Origin of the sequence: Pedobacter polaris (assembly GCF_005116505.1) — a bacterium.
GTDB classification, from domain to species: Bacteria; Bacteroidota; Bacteroidia; order Sphingobacteriales; family Sphingobacteriaceae; genus Pedobacter; species Pedobacter polaris.
The window spans coordinates 195,273-214,390 of sequence record NZ_SWBR01000004.1 but is presented as its reverse complement, the minus strand read 5'-3'; the positions used below and the strand labels follow the sequence as shown (position 1 = coordinate 214,390).

13 protein-coding genes and 1 tRNA gene are annotated in these 19,118 nt (G+C 36.8%); 3 read left to right on the top strand and 11 right to left on the bottom strand.

Annotated elements, in window-relative coordinates; translation table 11 throughout:
* Positions 1-9: 9 nt before the first annotated feature.
* The 4 genes from FA048_RS15650 to FA048_RS15635 all read right to left on the bottom strand — a co-directional run bounded on the left by FA048_RS15650 (position 10) and on the right by FA048_RS15635 (position 5,941).
* Complete coding sequence (locus tag FA048_RS15650) at positions 10-3,396, bottom strand: SusC/RagA family TonB-linked outer membrane protein (protein WP_169306889.1); 3,387 nt, start codon at positions 3,394-3,396, stop codon at positions 10-12.
* A 193-nt stretch (positions 3,397-3,589) separates the two neighbouring features.
* A complete protein-coding gene (locus FA048_RS15645) occupies positions 3,590-4,762 on the bottom strand; it encodes a FecR family protein (protein ID WP_136842814.1) in 1,173 nt (390 codons plus the stop codon).
* Positions 4,763-4,896: 134 nt separating this feature from the next.
* The gene (locus tag FA048_RS15640; protein ID WP_136842812.1) at positions 4,897-5,499 is read right to left on the bottom strand and encodes an RNA polymerase sigma factor; all 603 of its coding nucleotides are present in this window, start codon (positions 5,497-5,499) and stop codon (positions 4,897-4,899) included.
* Between the two features lie 368 nt (positions 5,500-5,867).
* Positions 5,868-5,941, bottom strand: a tRNA-His gene (locus FA048_RS15635).
* A gap of 176 nt (positions 5,942-6,117) precedes the next feature.
* Between FA048_RS15635 and rnhA the strand changes: the two genes are divergently transcribed.
* Positions 6,118-6,591, top strand: coding sequence for a ribonuclease HI (gene rnhA / locus FA048_RS15630; RefSeq protein ID WP_136842809.1), 474 nt, complete (start codon positions 6,118-6,120; stop codon positions 6,589-6,591).
* Positions 6,592-6,735: 144 nt separating this feature from the next.
* Here rnhA and FA048_RS15625 read toward each other — a convergent pair whose 3' ends face one another.
* From FA048_RS15625 to gloA2, 6 genes are all read right to left on the bottom strand, one after another.
* On the bottom strand, positions 6,736-7,320 hold the full coding sequence (locus FA048_RS15625) for a hypothetical protein (protein ID WP_136842807.1): 585 nt from the start codon (positions 7,318-7,320) through the stop codon (positions 6,736-6,738).
* 107 nt (positions 7,321-7,427) lie between these two features.
* Positions 7,428-8,504: a class 1 fructose-bisphosphatase gene (fbp, locus tag FA048_RS15620; protein ID WP_136842804.1), complete on the bottom strand. Its 1,077-nt coding sequence runs from the start codon at positions 8,502-8,504 to the stop codon at positions 7,428-7,430.
* Positions 8,505-8,527: 23 nt separating this feature from the next.
* Positions 8,528-9,019: a metallophosphoesterase family protein gene (locus tag FA048_RS15615; protein ID WP_136842802.1), complete on the bottom strand. Its 492-nt coding sequence runs from the start codon at positions 9,017-9,019 to the stop codon at positions 8,528-8,530.
* 4 nt (positions 9,020-9,023) lie between these two features.
* Complete coding sequence (locus tag FA048_RS15610) at positions 9,024-10,835, bottom strand: serine hydrolase (RefSeq protein WP_136842799.1); 1,812 nt, start codon at positions 10,833-10,835, stop codon at positions 9,024-9,026.
* A gap of 56 nt (positions 10,836-10,891) precedes the next feature.
* On the bottom strand, positions 10,892-11,593 hold the full coding sequence (locus FA048_RS15605; RefSeq protein ID WP_136842797.1) for a tRNA1(Val) (adenine(37)-N6)-methyltransferase: 702 nt from the start codon (positions 11,591-11,593) through the stop codon (positions 10,892-10,894).
* Positions 11,594-11,706: 113 nt separating this feature from the next.
* A complete protein-coding gene (gene gloA2, locus FA048_RS15600; RefSeq protein ID WP_205943507.1) occupies positions 11,707-12,090 on the bottom strand; it encodes an SMU1112c/YaeR family gloxylase I-like metalloprotein in 384 nt (127 codons plus the stop codon).
* A 158-nt stretch (positions 12,091-12,248) separates the two neighbouring features.
* Between gloA2 and purL the strand changes: the two genes are divergently transcribed.
* Both purL and asnB read left to right on the top strand, forming a co-directional pair.
* Positions 12,249-15,908, top strand: coding sequence for a phosphoribosylformylglycinamidine synthase (gene purL / locus FA048_RS15595; protein ID WP_136842791.1), 3,660 nt, complete (start codon positions 12,249-12,251; stop codon positions 15,906-15,908).
* Between the two features lie 235 nt (positions 15,909-16,143).
* The gene (asnB, locus tag FA048_RS15590) at positions 16,144-17,991 is read left to right on the top strand and encodes an asparagine synthase (glutamine-hydrolyzing) (RefSeq protein ID WP_136842789.1); all 1,848 of its coding nucleotides are present in this window, start codon (positions 16,144-16,146) and stop codon (positions 17,989-17,991) included.
* Between the two features lie 64 nt (positions 17,992-18,055).
* Here asnB and FA048_RS15585 read toward each other — a convergent pair whose 3' ends face one another.
* Positions 18,056-18,904, bottom strand: coding sequence for an energy transducer TonB (locus tag FA048_RS15585; RefSeq protein WP_136842787.1), 849 nt, complete (start codon positions 18,902-18,904; stop codon positions 18,056-18,058).
* Positions 18,905-19,118 lie beyond the last annotated feature (214 nt).

Below are 19,118 nucleotides of genomic sequence, written 5' to 3'. Positions count from 1 at the left end.
TAGTTTTAGTTAGAATATACTTGTGGATATGTTGAACGTGAAACTGTGTGCGAACGGATAATCCAGTCCACGCTCTCTTTTAATGGTAGAAATCTGGAAAGGATTGGCAATATATAGTTCAAGCCTTGTGTTGGAAAGGCGTGCCTGTTTCAGCCATTTCAGACTTTCTGGGAACTGGTAAGTAAATGATACCCTTGAAGCTTCCAGCATGTATTCCTTTTGCACAAATCTGGAGGTTGCAAGTGTGCTTTCTACTACAGCCTTACCATCTGCACTACCGATGATGCCTTTAAAGAACTTATGGTCACCAGGTTTTTTCCACCTGTCGCTTGATACTCTTCGATCGACGTTAAAAGTGATGTCTGCATTTTCTATACGATCTACCAAAGTCTGGTTGTACAGATCTGCACCCAGACGGTAGGACATGTAAATGTTAAATCCGAAACCTTTATAATCAACTCCCGTGCTCAATGTACCCGAAACTCTCGCCCTAGTATCGCCTACTGGAACTTTATCATTGGAACTCCAAACATAGGTCGAATTGCCGTTTCTGTCAAGATAGATCTCCTGTCCGTTTGCCGGATCAATACCAAGACTCCTTACCACATATAAGGATGTCAGCGACTGCCCTTCCTGGTAATAATTCTTAGGTTTTTTCCTGTTGGGATCATTTATGTTCTGATCAATTGCGTTGGCAGCATCATTCAGTTTTTTCAGAGAGTTTGAGATTTTGGTGATGGTATTTGTATTTCCGTAAACCGATAGCCCCGCTCTCCAGTAGAAGGTATCTTTAGGTCTTTGAATGATGTTTACGTTTACATTACCCTGCCATCCGATATTCCGCAATGCACCCGCATTTTCTTTATAGCTGCTGATGCCCAAAGAAGGAGGAGTAGTAATATCAAGAATCAGGTCGTTAGTGGTGTTGTAATAGAAGTCTCCAGATAAACTGATCCTGTTGTTCCATAAAGTTGCATCAACCCCGGCACCACGTTTTAAGCTTTTTTGCCAGCCCAATGTCGAATTTCCATATCCAACAAGGTATGCGCTCAATTGGTTCAGGTAAAACTGGTCAGAATAATAGTTGTAAGTACTCAAAGCCATGTAAGGAGGAAAGTTCTGGTCGCCGGTAGTACCCACAGAACCACGGATCTTAAGGAAACTAACAAACTTGACAGTTTCCATAAATTTCTCCCTGTGGACGTTCCAGCCTAAACCTGCTGACCAGAAAGGTGCCACACTTCTGTCCTTGCCAAACTGTGAAGAAGCATCAAGGCTGACGGAGAAATCAAACAGGTATTTGTTATCGTAGGCATAGTTGGCATTCATTCTTCCACTGATCAGGCGGCTGATTCCTTGGGTTCCCGACGGTTTTGTTGTAGTAGGATCGTACTTACTGGCAAAGATCAGTTCAGCCACTTTTTCATTTGGAAAGCCAATTACTGAGGTATTGAAAGTCTGTTCTTTACCCTGATTAGCATTCATACTACCGGTCACGAATATCAGATTTTTCTTCCAGGTTTTGCGGATGTCAAAGCCTAGGTTTGCATCTATCAGGTCAGTTTTGCCCGTCCCTTTGTTGTATCTCCCCCGTTCGGTGATGGGTAATGATTCAAATGAGGTATTTCTGGCTGATAAATAATAATCTGAAGAGGTATTGTTGTGGGTATAACCAACACCACCCATGATGCGTAACCAGTTCAATACCGACCATTCAAATCTGAAGTTGTTAGTAAAGCCCAGCTGTTCGTTGAAATCCTTGCTCGGCAATACTGCATTGTAAAGCGGATTTCCATAGTTCGCATAAAGTACGCCTGTACTGTTTCTTCTTGGCTCACCAAGGAATCTAGCAAATTGTCCATTTTCATCATAGGGCGACCAGTATTGATTCAGTTTGGTATAATCACCAAAACTGCCATATGGACTATTTGTAGCTTTTACATTGTTGATGCTCAAATCGTTTGAAAATAAAAGTTTTGAATTGCGATAGGTAAGTGTTACACCTCCGTTCATACGGTCTCGGCCCGAACCTTTCATAACCGCCACATCATTCTGGTTGCTTAGGTTGATACCATATCTCACTACCTGATCACCTCCTTCCAGATAAAGTGAGTGATTGTTTCCGTAGCCAGTCTGCAGGGGTTGAGACAACCAGTAGGTATCTACTCCGCTAGTCACCGCTTTCAATCGCTCATTATATTCTGCATCCCTTACGGTCTGCAGATACGGCCATGTACCGCTGTCCTTATAAAAACCAACTTCCTTTTCAAACGCCAGCTTTTCAGAAGCATTTAACAGGTCATAACTACTCAGATCAGGTGCGGTTACAGTAATACCACCTCTGTAAGAAATCCTCACCGAGCCTTCTTTAGGCTGGCGTGTATCTATAACCACTACACCATTACTCGCTCTTGAACCATAGATAGAAGTTGCCGCGGCATCCTTCAAGATCGTGATCCGTTCAACCCTGTTCATATCCAGATCAAAGATCCTTTGCAGATTTACCTGAAAACCATCGAGTACAAATAACGGTGCGTTTGGCTTATCTCCATATACATTTCGTAACGAAGCACTACTGGTAGCACCAGAAGCATCGGCCTGAACAGGAAAATTATTTTGTCCCCTAAGCTCTATGTCGGGCAACCTGTTAGGATCTGCACCCAGATTAATGTCTTCTGGAAGTCTAAAGGCAGGATCGAGTATACCTATGGCAGCAAGGATATTGCTGGGAGCAACTCTTTTTAACTCTTCAGCCGTAATTGTTTTTGCTGAACCGGTGAAGTTCTCTACTGGTCTTTTGTATATCCCAGTCCTTACCACAACCTCATCTAGAGAATTATTTTGAAGCATAAGTCGTATAACGACCTGTTTAGACTTTATGTCTATTTTATAATCCTTGGGGTCGTACCCAATATAAGTGACTCTCAATATCTTAACCGATTCAGGCACGGTGATGGAAAATTTTCCATTCTGATCTGTATAAGCTTTGATATCGGTACCTACAGCCAGAATAGTGGCATTGGCTAAAGGAATCTCACCATCATCTGAAACTACAGTTCCATTTATTACCGAAGTGCGCTGTGCAACAATTTCTGTACTTTGCACAATACTCTTTAAAATGATTGTTTTATCCTTAACAATATAAGTAAGCTGTTGATTTCCAAAGCATATTCTCAGTACTTCGTTGATAGAGGCTTTGTTTACACGAATGGTAACAGGGTCGGCCGATCTGATGAGTTTGGTATTGCCAATGAAATCATATCCTGTCTGATCCCTGATTGCTTTAAGAATCTTTTCAAGAGATGCAGCTTTTTCATTCAGGGTAATGGTTTGTGCATTGGTAGCGGCACTTACCTGAAGTAAGAATAAGGAAATTATGAGTACGGTTAATTTCATAATACGCAATAATTGGTTGTTTATATAGCTACCGTATTTCGGCCTATATAGATAGTAAAATTTCATACATTTGTTTAGTTGGGTTTTGTTGAATCTTGTTTGCACATTATTTAATGGGACAATCCAATGTTTACCGGTTTTCGATGGCTGTCGAAAACCGGCTTCTTTTGATTGTCATTTTGAAAGTAGAGGTCTATTTCATCACGACAACCCTCCTTCCCTGTATTTTGAAGTGAACGTCTCCTGATTTTTCAAGTATGTTGATTAAGGTTGATAGATTTTTTGAGCGCGATAATGACGCAAGATACGAGGTAGCGGGGAGCTTGTCCTGATAATAAACTTCTACATCGTACCATCTTGACACCTTACGCATGATACTTTCCAGGCTTTCATCATTGAAAACAAAGAGGCCATTTTTCCAAGCAACAACATCTTCAGGATTGATATTAATTACACTTAAATTATTATTTACCAAAACCGCTTGCTCACCTGACTTTAGGGTCTTGTTAATGCCATTTGCAATGATATTTACGGAACCTTCCGCTAAGGTTGTTCTAGTTGCAGGCTCATCGTCGTAACTGCTGATATTAAAATGGGTACCCAAAACTTCCACTTCCTGTTGGTCGGTTTTTACAATGAAAGGATGGACTTTATCCTTCGCCACTTCAAAATACCCTTCTCCCGTTAAAAAAACCTGCCTTCTACCGATTTTCGCAAAACTTGTAGGGTATTTAAGTGAAGACCCGGCATTTAGAAACACGAGTGTTCCATCAGGTAAACGCACCTGTGTCTGTTCCCCACGAGTAGTAGTCAGGGTGTTGTATGTTATTTCACCATTGTTGCCTTCTATAATCTCATAAATGATCTGCCCATCGGCTGTCTTTGATATTTTTACTCCGGATTGCGTAGCAATATTTCCTGTTAAGGCATCCTTGATCAGGATCTTTTGACCGTTTGCCAAGGTCAGGGTTGCACCATTTTTACCAGGGGCAACGTCATTCACCCAGGCAAGCTGATCGGTAGCAACACTATTCTGATTTTTGTAGAACCATATACCTACCGATATAATGATTGTGGCAACCGCAGCTGCGATGCCAATTTGTGGCCACAGCTTAACTTTCCGGATTTGTTCTTCTTGATCTGGCGTCTCATATTGGAATACGTACTGCAACAGTTGCATCTGACGAATATCGTTTATTTCATCCGCGCCAAGTTCCTGTTCATATTCCATTCCAAAGCGCTCCTCAATCTCCACTAGAAATACAGGGTCATCAAAGTAGCCTAGTAGTTCATTCTTTTCCGCCCCCGAAAGAGACCTATCCAAGTATTTGCTGATCAATAACTGAAGTCTGATATTATTTTCCATAGTCAATATCCTTTGGTTAATAATAAATTAACCATTTAATAATATTGACACCTGCTGTCTCAGCTTATAGGGTAGTGAGGAACAAAATTAATCACAACTCATTTTAAATCAGAACAATAATTTTTATACCTGGCCTAAAAGTGATGCTTATCGAAGAGGCTCAGGATTAAAAGCGGATAAACAACTGCATGCTTTTTAAAGTAGATGCGGATTTTCTTTAGCGCATCTTTCATATAAGCATTAACCGTTTGGGAAGAGATATTCATCTGGGCGGCAGCCTCATCGTATTTCAGCCCCTGCTGATGGCATAACCGGTACACCATTCGCTGTTGTGGGGACAGTTCCGCTATGGCCTGGTTCAACAGGTTGTTGGTCTCATTGTAATTAAGCTGCAAGATGGTCGATTCATCGGCTTCGGAAAAGGTCTTACTAAACTCTCCGGCTGACTTCGTCTGTTGCAAATGTTGGCGCACCACATTCAGCGAATGGTTACGCACTATTCGATTCAGGTAAGCGCCAAAATTCTTCACCTGCGGTAAATTTTCCCGTGCCAGCCAGATCTTCAGAAAGATGTCCTGTACGACCTCATCCGCACTTTCTTCTGAATGAGTGATCTTTTTACTAAAACTGAACACAAAACGCTGGTAATGCTTAAATAGAATGGTAAAGGCACGCTGATCCCCTCCCGCTATTTTAACCAGGATTTCTACTTCATCCAAAAGAGGATTCACTGTCATTTTCTTACAATCCTAATTCCTTCAAAAATACAAAAAAGGAGGCCAATTTACTAATTATAGATGATGTAGGGGCAATGGAATAATCTTAATCCAAGCAAATTATTTTTTTGACATTTGATTTTATCATTACTAACATATTTAAAAAACTTAAACTTAGCATAAAAACAGCTTATAGGCGAACTAAATGTCGAGGGCTCGAACCAGAAAAATAGTCTTCAACTGCTTAAAAACGCACTTTTGAAAAAATAAATATTTTTTACTTCAAAATACCGAACCATCTTTAAGTAGAAGTTTTCATGTATAATTAATTAAAAATAAACGCTGTAAACAAAAAAAGCAGCTCTTTTCAGAACTGCTTTAAAACTAGGGGTGGCTGATGGGGCTCGAACCCACGACCCTCGGCACCACAAACCAATACTCTAACCAACTGAGCTACAACCACCGTGTTTTTTCAGAGTTACAAAAGTACGACTTTTAATAAGCTAATCAAATTTTTTTAAAAATTTCAACACACAATATTTTAATTGATTAAAAACCAATAGATTGAATTTTAAATTTTTATTGATTTTAACCTTCCAAGCTCAAATTACGATGTAAAAAGCTAGCTTTGCTTAGTTTATGATACAAATTTATACAGATGGCGCAGCAAGCGGTAACCCAGGGCCAGGCGGTTATGGTGTTATTTTACGTTCTGGCATCCACGAAAAAGAATTGAGTGGTGGTTTTAGGTTAACTACCAATAACCGAATGGAATTATTGGCTGTAATTGAAGGATTAAAAGCCTTAAAAAATCCCGGACAACAGGTTACCATTTACTCAGATTCTAAATATGTTGTAGATTCTGTAGAAAAAGGATGGGTATTTGGATGGGTTAAAAAGGCTTTTAAAGACAAAAAGAACAAAGACCTATGGATACAATATCTTGCTCAACATAAACTCCATCAAATTAAATTTGTATGGATCAAAGGACACAATGACCATCCAGAAAATGAAAGATGCGACAGGTTGGCTGTAGCCGCCTCGCAAAATAAAAGTCAATTGGCTATCGATACTTTTTTTGAAGCTGAAAAGAAACAGAACAACCTGCTATAAAACTGATCTAATAACAATCAAACGGGTAGCTATTCTTCATTGTTAAAATGGGGCTAAAACATTCATCCATTAGCCTTAAAAGACAAAGTCTTATATCATAATTGCTTACGACATAAGACTTTGACTTAAATGCATTACTGATGTTTAATTTACTTTAAACATCTTATTTACAGCCAGCTGAACTTTAATCATATCTTCAGAAATAGTTTTTTGGATAGTGGCATCAAAAGATTCAACAAATCTTGGTTCTATTATAACTTTCTGTGGTTCATTCGTAATGTTTAACCTAAAAATATGTTTACCAAACTTAAACCCTGTGCCAATTTTAGTGACACTACTTTCAACAGTTTGCATAAATTGGTAGCTATTACTTAATTGATCTAAAAAATCTTTAACTGCTTGAAATACCAATTCAGTCTCAATATCCAATCCGTTGATGATAATAGTTGTGTTTTTTAAAGAAGCTTTTAGGATATCATCTCCTTTTACACTATTGTGAATGTGCTTTAAGGTTTCTAATAAGTCTTCACTGAAAATAATGTTCCTTTTATCTGTGATCAATATTGAATTATCATTGAGACTTGATGCTTGTTTTAGATGTATCTCATCATTTCCATCCTTAATTGTATATTCATTTGCTGATCCTTGCTCTACTTTCGAATCTGCTATTGCTTTCGTTAAAGTCGTAACAACATAGGCTAAAGCTGGAAATTCTTCTGTTTTTTTCATCCAATTATTTTTTTTTGCAAAGATAAGGCATCCAATCCGTTTTCCTAGTTACTTAGGTGAACAAACTAAGTTGTAAAAGTTAATTGAAAATTGATAAGTAAACTGGTCTAATCTATCCCCCCTACTATACCAAGCTCTTCTAACTTCTCATCAGTATTTAATTTAATGGTATGAAGAACTGGAGAGAATTCTGCCATTAGGTTTTCGGCCATTTTAACCATTTTAGGGGAGCCAATAAAGATGGAAGTACGTTGATGTAACTCTATGGGTTCGATATCTAAAATCCTATTGAAACCATCAGAAGCCACTCCGCCAGCTTGTTCAATAATAAATGCCATTGGATTACACTCATACAAAAGCCTTAATTTACCATTAGGTGAAGCCGCAGTTGTAGGGTAGATATAAATTCCGCCTTTAATTAAATTTCGGTGAATATCTGCTACCATTGAGCCAATATATCTCGAAGTATAAGGCCTTCTTGTAGCTAAATCCTCTACTTGTGCATATTTTAGATACTTTTTAACCCCATCAGGAAAATGTACGTAATTACCTTCGTTAATAGAATAGATAATGCCATCTTCAGGTATTTTCATATTAGGATGAGAGAGACAAAATTCACCTATAGATGGATCTAAGGTAAAGCCATTCACTCCTTTTCCAGTAGTATATACCAACATGGTTGATGAGCCATAAATCACATATCCGGCAGCAACCTGGTCTGTACCTTTTTGTAAAACATCGGCTAATGTGGCATCACCATCTACAGATTTACGTCTGTAAATAGAGAAAATAGTACCAACAGCTACATTTACATCAATATTGGATGAACCGTCTAAGGGATCTATACACACAATATATTTCGCGTTTTTAGAAACTGGGGAATCAATGGGTACAAACTCATCTTCTTCTTCAGTTGCCACAATACAACATTCGCCACCACTGGTTAAAGCAGCAATAAATTGTTCATTTGCATACATATCAAGCTTTTTCTGCTCTTCTCCTTGTATGTTTGTGGTGCCAGCATCTCCCAAAATATCAACTAAGCCTGCTTTATTTACTTCACGGTTTACAATTTTAGAAGCAATGCCAATGTCTCTCAAAAGCCTTGAAAGTTCGCCCTTAGCATAAGGAAAATCTAATTGTTTCTCAATAATGAATTGACCCAGTGTTTTTATTCCAGCCATATGTACTTAGTGTATTTTATACGTTATCTATTCCCTAATTCTATGGCCTCTAAGGTATGTATTTTTTCTTCTGAAATGCAAAAACGAATCAAAGTTCTTACTTTATGCCAACCATGTTTTCCCGCAGCACCGGGGTTAATGTGCAAGCATTTAATTTTATCGTCGTAAATTACTTTTAAAATATGTGAGTGACCACTTATAAATAGCATTGGTGGCTTAGTGTAAATCTCTGCTTTTACTTGAGGGGCGTAATGATTTGGATAACCACCAATATGGGTCATCCAAACCGCTACATTTTCGCAGTTAAATTTTAAATGTTCTGGGTATGCAGCCCTGATCTCTTTTCCATCTATGTTGCCATACACGCCACGCAAGGGTTTAAACTTTGCCAAGGGCTCTGCAACCCCTGCCCCAAAATCTCCTGCATGCCAAATTTCATCACAGTCATCAAAATATTTGAACACAGCATCATCTAAGTAACCATGAGTATCTGAAAGTAAACCTATTTTTTTCACGCAGTTAATTTTTTCTTAAAGCTTTAAAGGTACCGTTGGGCTGAATAAATGTTAAAGAAGGTGCTTTTTTATTGGGTACAAGCTCAAATTTAACACTATACCCATTTAAGGTTTTTAAGTTAAACGTATCTCCATTAACATTTTCGGTTTCATATTCTGGCTGACCAGGAACAAATACGAACAAAGTATTTCCTTTTAGAGAAACTTTAACTATAACCTGCCCTAAAGAATATTCTCCCGTTAGATCTTCTAGCTCCTTTAGGTTTAATTTTTTAACCTCTGGCTTAAAATTAAATAAAACTGGCTCTCTATCTGTGTCGAGCTGAATGGTTAAACCACTGATTTTACCTTCATTATTACTCACAAAATTAAATAGCATTTTATTTGATGTAGTATCAACAACCCCATTTTTATCTACTGAGCGTGGCTCGAAAACATCATAATGCAGGTGTTTAAGTAGTAACTTATTATCACCTGCAACGGCATAAACCACGTTCTTTTCTACCGTTAATTTAACTAAACCATAGGCTGGATTCTCAAACGATCCTGTATAATTATTTAAGGGATGTGAAGGGTTAGTATTTAAAATCAACTCCTTCTTGGTATTCTTTTTTATTTGTTTTTCATTTATACTCGCTGTTTTTGCCCGAGCGCTTGCTTCACCATTCCAATCGATGGGTTTTAACTTTAAAATTCTATCGGCAATTGAGTTAGTCACCACATCTGGCACTTGCGAAACGTTCTGGTTAGTTAACACTACAATCCCAATTCCATCTGTTGGAAAAAACGCAACATTAGCAGAAAAACCATTGATATTACCACCATGCTCCACTAAATAATGTCCACGGTAAGAACTAAGCATCCATCCTAAGCCATAATTAGAGAAAAAAACATCCTTATGTTGATTTGGCAAGCCACCGCTCATTACCATTTGAGCACTTGCAGCTTCTGCAACATAGCTACTAGGTAAAATTTCTTTTTTATTATAATATCCACCACTAACCCACACCTTTAACCAATTAGCCATGTCATTTACACTGCTGTTTATGCTCCCTGCAGGCCCCATGCCATTGATATTGTAATAATCTATCTTTTTAATCACACTATCTTGTACAGTTACATAGGGCAAAGCTGCATCGCTGTCATTTTGAAAAGCTTTGAGATCAGTATTTGAACGGGTCATTTCTAGTGGATCAAAAAACTTTTCTTTAATGTTTTGTTCCCAAGTTTTACCACTTATCTTTTCTACAATCATCCCCTGTGCCAAATACATAAAATTATTATAGAACCATTTTTGGCGAACTCCCGCACTAGGGGCCATATATTTAACTCGAGAAATAATGCTATCTCTGTTAGCAGTATTGAACAATACCCACGAATAATCGTACCTGGTAAGCCCGGTTCTATGCGCCATTAAATCACGTATAGTAATTTGATTATTCATTTCATCGTTATTAAAACGCAATGCTGGCAGATGATTAGTGGCTTTATCGTCTAATTTCAGTTTACCATTCTTTTCTAACAAGCCGAGTAAAGAAGCTGTAAATGCTTTGGTACTTGAACCAATAGCAAAAAGCGTGTTCGGCGTAACGGGTTTTTTATGTTCTACATCGCGATAGCCAAAACCTTTGCTATAAATTACCTCATTGCCTTTTACTACCGCAACTGCAAAACCAGCAGCATGTTGATCATTTAACACCTTATTTAGCAGCGAATCGAGGCCAGCGAGTTGGTCGGTTGTTTCAGCTTTTTTAGCTTGTGCAAATGATGCGATTGATATCGAAAAACTTAGCAGACAGAGTAAAGGAAATTTCATTTTTGGGATGTTTATATTAACTTCTCTAAACTACTAAATATCGTGCAGCTAGCAAATCAATATCCCAAAAAGAAGTCTTTTAATAGCTTTTTATAGGCTTGGGTATAAACTTTCTCACTTTCGTAAATGTAAAAGTGTTCAATTTTTGTGTCAACTTTACTCTTAGCTAAGTTAACAATATACCTAAACACAGGTTTTGAAACATCAGAATGTAATTGAATTATTTTTGCAGCTGAAAACCTAAAGTCTTTAGCTTTTTCTATTAAGAGTTCAGCTTGTTTTACTGGCAAAATAAACCAAAAGCTTCCATTAGTATTTAAAAGCGATGCCACTTTAGTAATTAAATCTTGAAAAAAGACTTCATTGGTATGCCTAGCGATGCCTTTCTTTTCTTCAGAATTTCTTAAATCGTTCACAAAAAACGGAGGGTTCGAGATGATTAAGTCAAATTGCTTAGCATTATTGTATTGTTCTATTGCTGTATGGTTAACGATTAATCGATTACTAAAAACAGAAGATTGAAAGTTTCTTTTTGCAGTTGCCGATGCTTGTTCATCAATTTCAACAGCTTCAATTAGTGCTTCAGGAAAACGTTGGGCAAGCATTAAGGCGATAACTCCAGTACCTGTTCCAATATCTAAAATTTGTTTTGGATCAATGCTTTCTGCAATTGCTGCCAACAATACCCCATCGGTATTGATCTTCATGGCACAATCAGTTTGATCTACTTCGAATTGTTTGAATTTGAATATACTCATTAGGAAATTTCCAATCTTTATTTCTATTTGTTTTGTCATTCAGAGCGAAGCGAAGAATCTATTTAATCGAACTCCTCTTAATAGATTCCTCCAATTCGGAATGACAGTACGAATTAACTTTGATAAAGCTCCAAGGGCAAACCATCTGGATCAGTAAAAAAAGTAAATCGCTTACCAGTAAATTCATCAATGCGAATAGGCTCTGTCTCAATTCCTTTTGCATTTAATTCTTCAATTACACTTTCAACATCATCAACTTCGAAAGCCAAGTGCCTTAAACCAGCAGCTTCTGGTCTAGATGGGCGCTGAGCTGGGTTTTCAAAGGAGAACAATTCAATCTGATACACTCCGTTTATAGCCAAATCTAACTTGTAAGATTTTCTCTCTTCTCTATAAACCTCAGCTAGAATTTTAAAACCAAGTTTGTTAACATAAAAATCTTTAGAAACTGAATAATTAGTACAAATTATAGCTATATGATGGATGCGATTTAACATGCCCAAAAGTAATAAAAACTATACGATTAATAGGCGCTGATACGCAGAACAAACAGGCTAAACCTAATCTGCAAATCTGCGGCTAAAAAAACCAAAATCATGTAATAATATTAGCATTAATCTCCCATTTTTAAAATTTTAACCTTAAATTTGCGGGCATGATTCACTTCTTCTTAAGCCAATCCAATGCAGTTTTTGTTTTACAAACAGAAAAATCCTTATCCACTGCAAACATTACAAAATTAGAATGGTTATTCGGCGGTGCCAGATTACAAACTGAGACTACATTAAGCGGTTTTTTTGTTGGCCCTAGAGCAGCTATGATTACACCTTGGAGTACCAATGCGGTAGAAATTACCCAAAACATGGACATCCAAGCTATCATCAGAATTGAAGAATTTGAAAAGGTAGCTGAAGATTTTTCTGGCTACGACCCTATGCTTTCTCAAAAATATGAAAACATTGGTCAAGATGTTTTTACCATTAACATTAAGCCAGAGCCAATTCTTGAAATTACCGACATTGCCGCTTACAATAAGCAAGAAGGCTTATCTTTAAGTGATGAAGAAGTAGAATATTTAAATTCATTAGCTAAAAAACTAGGTAGAGCTTTAACAGACTCTGAGGTTTTTGGCTTTTCTCAAGTTAACTCCGAACACTGTAGACATAAAATTTTTAATGGCAAATTTGTAATTGATGGTGTAGAACAACCTTCTTCATTGTTCAAATTAATCCGTAAAACTTCAGAAGCAAACCCTAACGACATTGTATCTGCTTATAAAGACAATGTGGCATTTATTAAAGGTCCAGTTGTACAGCAATTTGCCCCAAAGCGTGCAGATGAACCTGATTATTATACCACAAGTGATTTTGAATCTGTAATTTCTTTAAAAGCAGAAACACACAACTTCCCTACTACTGTTGAACCTTTTAACGGTGCAGCTACTGGTTCTGGAGGCGAAATTAGAGATCGTTTAGCTGGCGGACAAGGTTCATTACCTTTAGCCGGAACAGCTGTTTATATGACGGCTTTATCTCGTTTGGAAGACAATCGCCCTTGGGAAAAAGGTGTAGAAGAAAGAAAGTGGTTGTACCAAACACCAATGGATATTTTAATCAAAGCATCTAACGGTGCTACGGATTTTGGTAATAAATTCGGACAACCCCTAATTACTGGATCTGTTTTAACTTTCGAACATGTAGAGCATTCACGTAAATTAGGTTACGATAAAGTAATTATGTTGGCAGGTGGTGTTGGATATGGTAAGGCTAGTCAGGCACAAAAGAAAAAACCCCAAGAAGGAGATAACATTGTTATTCTTGGTGGCGAAAATTATAGAATTGGAATGGGTGGTGCTGCAGTTTCTTCTGCAGATACTGGCGAACATGGAACAGGAATTGAATTAAATGCCATTCAACGTTCAAATCCAGAAATGCAAAAACGTGCGGCAAATGCAGTTCGTGGTATGGTAGAAAGCGACCATAATACTATTATTTCAATCCACGATCATGGTGCAGGCGGCCACTTAAACTGTCTTTCTGAATTAGTAGAAGAAACAGGCGGAAAGATTAATTTAGATAAGCTTCCAGTGGGTGATCCAACACTTTCTGCTAAAGAAATTATCGGTAACGAATCTCAAGAAAGAATGGGACTAGTTATTGGCAATGAACATATTGAAACATTACAAAAAATTGCTGATCGTGAGCGCTCTCCAATGTATACCGTTGGAAAAGTAACAGGCAATCATCGTTTTACTTTCGAATCTGCTACTACTGGCGTAAAACCAATGGATTTAGAACTTGCAGACATGTTTGGCAGTTCTCCTAAGGTGGTAATGGATGATCAAAAAATAGATAGGAAATACCAGTCTATTGATTATGACAAAACACAACTTAATACTTATTTAGAACAGGTTTTACAATTAGAAGCCGTTGCCAGTAAAGATTGGTTAACCAACAAAGTTGATAGATGTGTTGGAGGCAGGGTTGCAAAACAACAATGTGCTGGACCATTACAACTACCTTTAAACAATTGTGGGGTAATGGCATTAGATTTTCAAGGCAAAGAGGGTATTGCCACTTCAGTTGGCCATGCTCCCCTATCTGCTTTAATAGATGCCGGTGCCGGGAGTAGAATAGCCATTGCCGAATCACTTTCAAACTTGGTTTGGGCTCCGTTAAAAGAAGGATTAAAATCTGTTTCGCTTTCTGCCAACTGGATGTGGGCCTGTAAAAACGAAGGTGAAGACGCAAGATTATATGAAGCGGTAAAAGCTTGTTCTGATTTTGCTATTGAATTGGGAATCAATATTCCAACTGGAAAAGATTCACTTTCTATGAAACAGAAATACAAAGATGGTGATGTTATTGCTCCTGGAACCGTAATTATTTCGGCAGGTGCTAATTGCGATGATATTACGAAGGTAGTTGAACCGGTTTTACAAAAAGAAGGTGGTTCAATTTATTATATTAATCTTTCTAATGACGCTTATCAATTAGGTGGTTCATCATTTGCCCAAATCTTAAATAGAATCGGAAATATAACTCCTGATGTGAAGGATGCGGGTCAATTTAAAACTGCTTTTAACACCCTACAACAATTAATTAAGGACGAAAAAATTCAAGCAGGTCATGATATTGGTAGCGGTGGCTTAATCACTACCTTATTAGAATTATGTTTTGCAGACCGTGATTTAGGTGCCGAATTAGATTTATCTGCTTTGGGTGAAGCAGATAGTATCAAATTATTATTTTCAGAAAATATCGGTATCGTTTTTCAAGCTGATTCAAGCGTAGAAACTATCCTTTCAGCAAATCATATCAACTTCCATAAAATTGGGAAGGTTACTTCAGCAGCTACATTAGCAGTTAAAAATGCTGATGATAATTTCAGTTTTGACATTGACCATTTACGTGATGTTTGGTTTAAAACTTCTTACTTATTAGATAACAAACAAACAGGAAATGGTTTAGCTAAAGAACGTTACAGCAATTACAAAAACCATGTTTTAAAGTATAGCTTCCCAGCTCAATTTGATGGTAAAAAACCAATAATTGATTATACTAAACCAAGACCAAAAGCGGCAATTATTCGCGAAAAAGGAAGTAATTCTGAACGTGAGTTGGCTAATGCAATGTACTTAGCTGGTTTTGATGTGAAAGATGTGCACATGACAGATTTAATTTCGGGCAGAGAAACATTAGCAGATATTAAATTTATTGGCGCTGTCGGTGGCTTCTCTAATTCTGATGTTTTAGGTTCGGCAAAAGGTTGGGCAGGTGCATTTATGTACAACGATAAGGCACGTTTAGCCTTAGAAAACTTCTTTAGTAGAGAAGATACACTGTCTGTTGGTGTATGTAATGGCTGTCAGCTTTTTGTAGAGCTTGGCTTAATTAACAAAGACCATGCAGAAAAGCCGAAAATGCTACATAACAAAAGTGGCAAGCACGAAAGTATTTTTACTTCTTTAACTATAGCTAAAAACAATTCGGTGATGCTATCAACCTTAGCGGGTAGCACTTTAGGTGTTTGGGTATCACACGGCGAAGGAAGATTTAGCTTACCTTATGCAGAAGATCAGTATGATATTGTAGCAAAATATGCTTACGAAACTTATCCTGCCGCTCCAAATGGTTCAGATTATAATACCGCAATGATGTGTGACCACACAGGTCGCCATTTGGTAATGATGCCACATATTGAACGTTCATTATTTCAATGGCATTGGGCAAATTATCCAAAAGGAAGAAAAGACGAAGTTTCTCCTTGGATGGAAGCATTTGTAAACGCAAGAAAATGGATTGAAAACAAATAGTCAATCTGAAAAAAAGCCATCTTGAAAAGATGGCTTTTTTTATTTAATCATATTTAGCAAGTAAGCCTAAATTATTTCCATAAAAAATCATTTCGCACAACACCATAGTACAGTATTTTAGGTAAATATTTGTATGTTTGAAAATATAGGATCTACTCCAAACAATATATTGTTTATAGATTTTAATAACCAAATAGCTCATCCAAAACCAAGCCTGTAACAAGCGAACATCCTTATGTGTGGAATAACTGGATTTATTGATCACAACCATAGCATTAGTGAAACTGACCTTAAAAATGCATCTGCTACATTAACACATCTAGGTGATTACGGAACAGGGATTATTTTTGACCAAAAAGACCATTATACACTAGGTTTAGCAAATGCAAGGCAACCAACAATAGATTTAAGTGAAAAAGCCGCACAACCATTAACCTCAAACTGTGGCAATTATACCATTACCATAAATGGAACAATTTATAATTACCTAGAGCTTAGGGAAAGCTTAATTAAATATGGGGTTATATTTTCTACCCTATCAGATACTGAAGTTGTTTTAGAGTGTTATAAAAAATGGGGAAACAAAGCCTTTGAATTATTAGATGGCTCCTACTCATTTGCATTAGTAGATAGAAAACTGAGCTTGTTATTGATAGCGAGAGATGATTTAGGCGCCAAACCACTTTATTATATTAAACAAAAAGGTTTTTATGCCTATTCCTCAGAAATTAGGGCATTATTGGCTTTGCCCCCTGTTCATAAAAGTATTAATAAAAATGCAATGTCTACCTTTTTCAGGTACGGTTATTTCATAGAAGAAGAAACCATTTACAAAGATATTTACAGGTTTAAAAAAGGAAATTTAACTACAATAGATTTACATAGTGGCAATAGTTACGATAGTCCACTCGTAAAATTCAAATTAAAACCTGATAATAATAGTACAGAAACTGAAGAGCAGGTTTTGGCAAGAATTGAAGAACTTTTAACAGAATCAATTCTAAAAAGAAATGTGGGCAAAGTACCAATAGCAGTTTTGTTAAGTGGTGGTTATGACAGCTCTACCGTTGCAGCTATTCTTCAAAAAAACCAGAGCAAAAGAATAAAAACTTATACCATAGGTTTTAAAGACAGTAAACTTGATGAAGCATCAAGGGCAAAAAACATAGCCGCGTATTTAAAAACAAATCATAAGGAGTTTTATTTAGATAAAGAAAAGGCACTTACCATTGTAAAAAACCTCTCTTCTATTTTTGATGAACCTATTGGCGATAGCAGTGCTATTCCACTAGCTTTTATTGCCAATGAAGTTCGTGCTGAGGTTAAGGTATTATTAGGCTCTGAAGGTGGAGATGAGATGTTTGGAGGCTACAGAACTTATGCAAAAGCCTTAAAGCTAAATGGCCTATTAAATACAAACCTTCCAAAAATCATTAAGCAAACTATTCTCGGTTTCTTGAAATACACCCAACCTCAAATGAAAGAGGCAATTGAGGCAGATAGTTTACTAAATAAATACCTAGCTATAAATGCCTGTTTCACTACAAATCAAATCAATGTACTTTTAAATAGTGATTATAATTTCGAAAAAAAACCAAAAAAGCAAGCCAGTAGCATAAAAGACCTATTAATTTACGACCTACATCATTATTTGCCTAATAATATTTTAGTTAGAAACGATAAGTGTTTTAGGTATTATGGTGTAGAAAATAGAGACGCTCTGCTAAAAACAGATTTAATTGATTATTTATCAACCCTAGATCCTGAGTTATTTCTAAAAAATGGGCAGCAGAAGTATTTGCTAAAAAAAATTACCTACAAATATATTCCCGAAAGCTTAATGCATGATCCAAAAAAAGGATTTGTGATCCCACTTGCATCATGGTTAAAAACATCATTTAAACCATTGGTTGAAACTTACCTAGCTCCAGCAAGGCTTAAAGAACATAACCTATTAAATGTTAGTGAAGTACAAAAAATAAAAGCTGCTTTTTATAGCAACAGCAGCACTTATAATGCTCAAAAAGTTTGGCTAATACTACAATTCCAAATGTGGTATGAGAAATGGTTTTCTCAAGACTAACCCATTAAAAAAAGCGATGAACAATTTGTTCACCGCTTCCCCTTAACCCTAACTTATTTTCTTTCTATTGGGATATTGTATAATTGATAGGCATATTATAACGTACCCTTACCGAAGATTTATTTTGTATACCAGGTATCCACTTTGGAGATTTTTTAATTACCCTAATCGCTTCCTCGTCACAGCCTGCACCAATACCTCTCATTAATGAAACATTAGATACAGAACCATCTTTTTCTACAACAAAACTGATGTATACTTTACCCTGTACTCCAGTTTCTTGAGCCATATATGGATAACGAAGATTTTTCTGTATAAACTTAGACCAGGCCGCCATTCCACCTGGAAACTCTGGAAATTTTTCTAAGCCATCTACAGTATATATAATATTGTCAGCAACTTCTGCAGTTCCGTTACCGCCTCCACCACCTGTAGTCGATTCAGTGGGTTGCGAATTACCTTTACCTTCTACTCCTTCAGTTGTTACACTAGCAATAACAGCAGTTTCAACTTCAGCCGTAGTTGGTGGTTCTACAGCTACTGGCTTATCTGTAACTACAAGGTTAGCGCTCATATTAATTGACTTTGCCTGCTCTATAATTGGTTTCGCTTTAGGCAATTCTTTTTTTGCTTCTTCTTTCTTCGGCTCAATTTTTTCCATATCATGAATAATGTTTGGATCTTGAGTATCTATGGTAACCTGAATAGCCGTATCCGTTGCAGGTTTGAGCTGTGCATAAATCATAGGCCCAACAAATAGCATTACGAACACCGGCACTACAATTAATAAAGCCCTTACCATAATGTTCGAAGATTCGGTTCTTAGCACATAAGCACCGTAGTTTTTGTTTCTGTTACTGAATACAAGAGCAAGCCACTCGCTGTTGTATAAACTTGATGAGTTGTTAAACATAGCTTTAGTTTTTTTAACTATGATGTTAGTTGTTTCACAATTCCATAAAGAATTTCAAAAATATTTTAAAAGAGTAAATATTGATTTTTTACACATTTTTAAATTTTTGAACATTTTTACCATTTTTACGCCATTTTTAAGAAAAAACATTAAAAACTTACTAAAAATTTGAATTTTCATTGAAAAATTTGATAAAAATTTCTATTTTTGAATA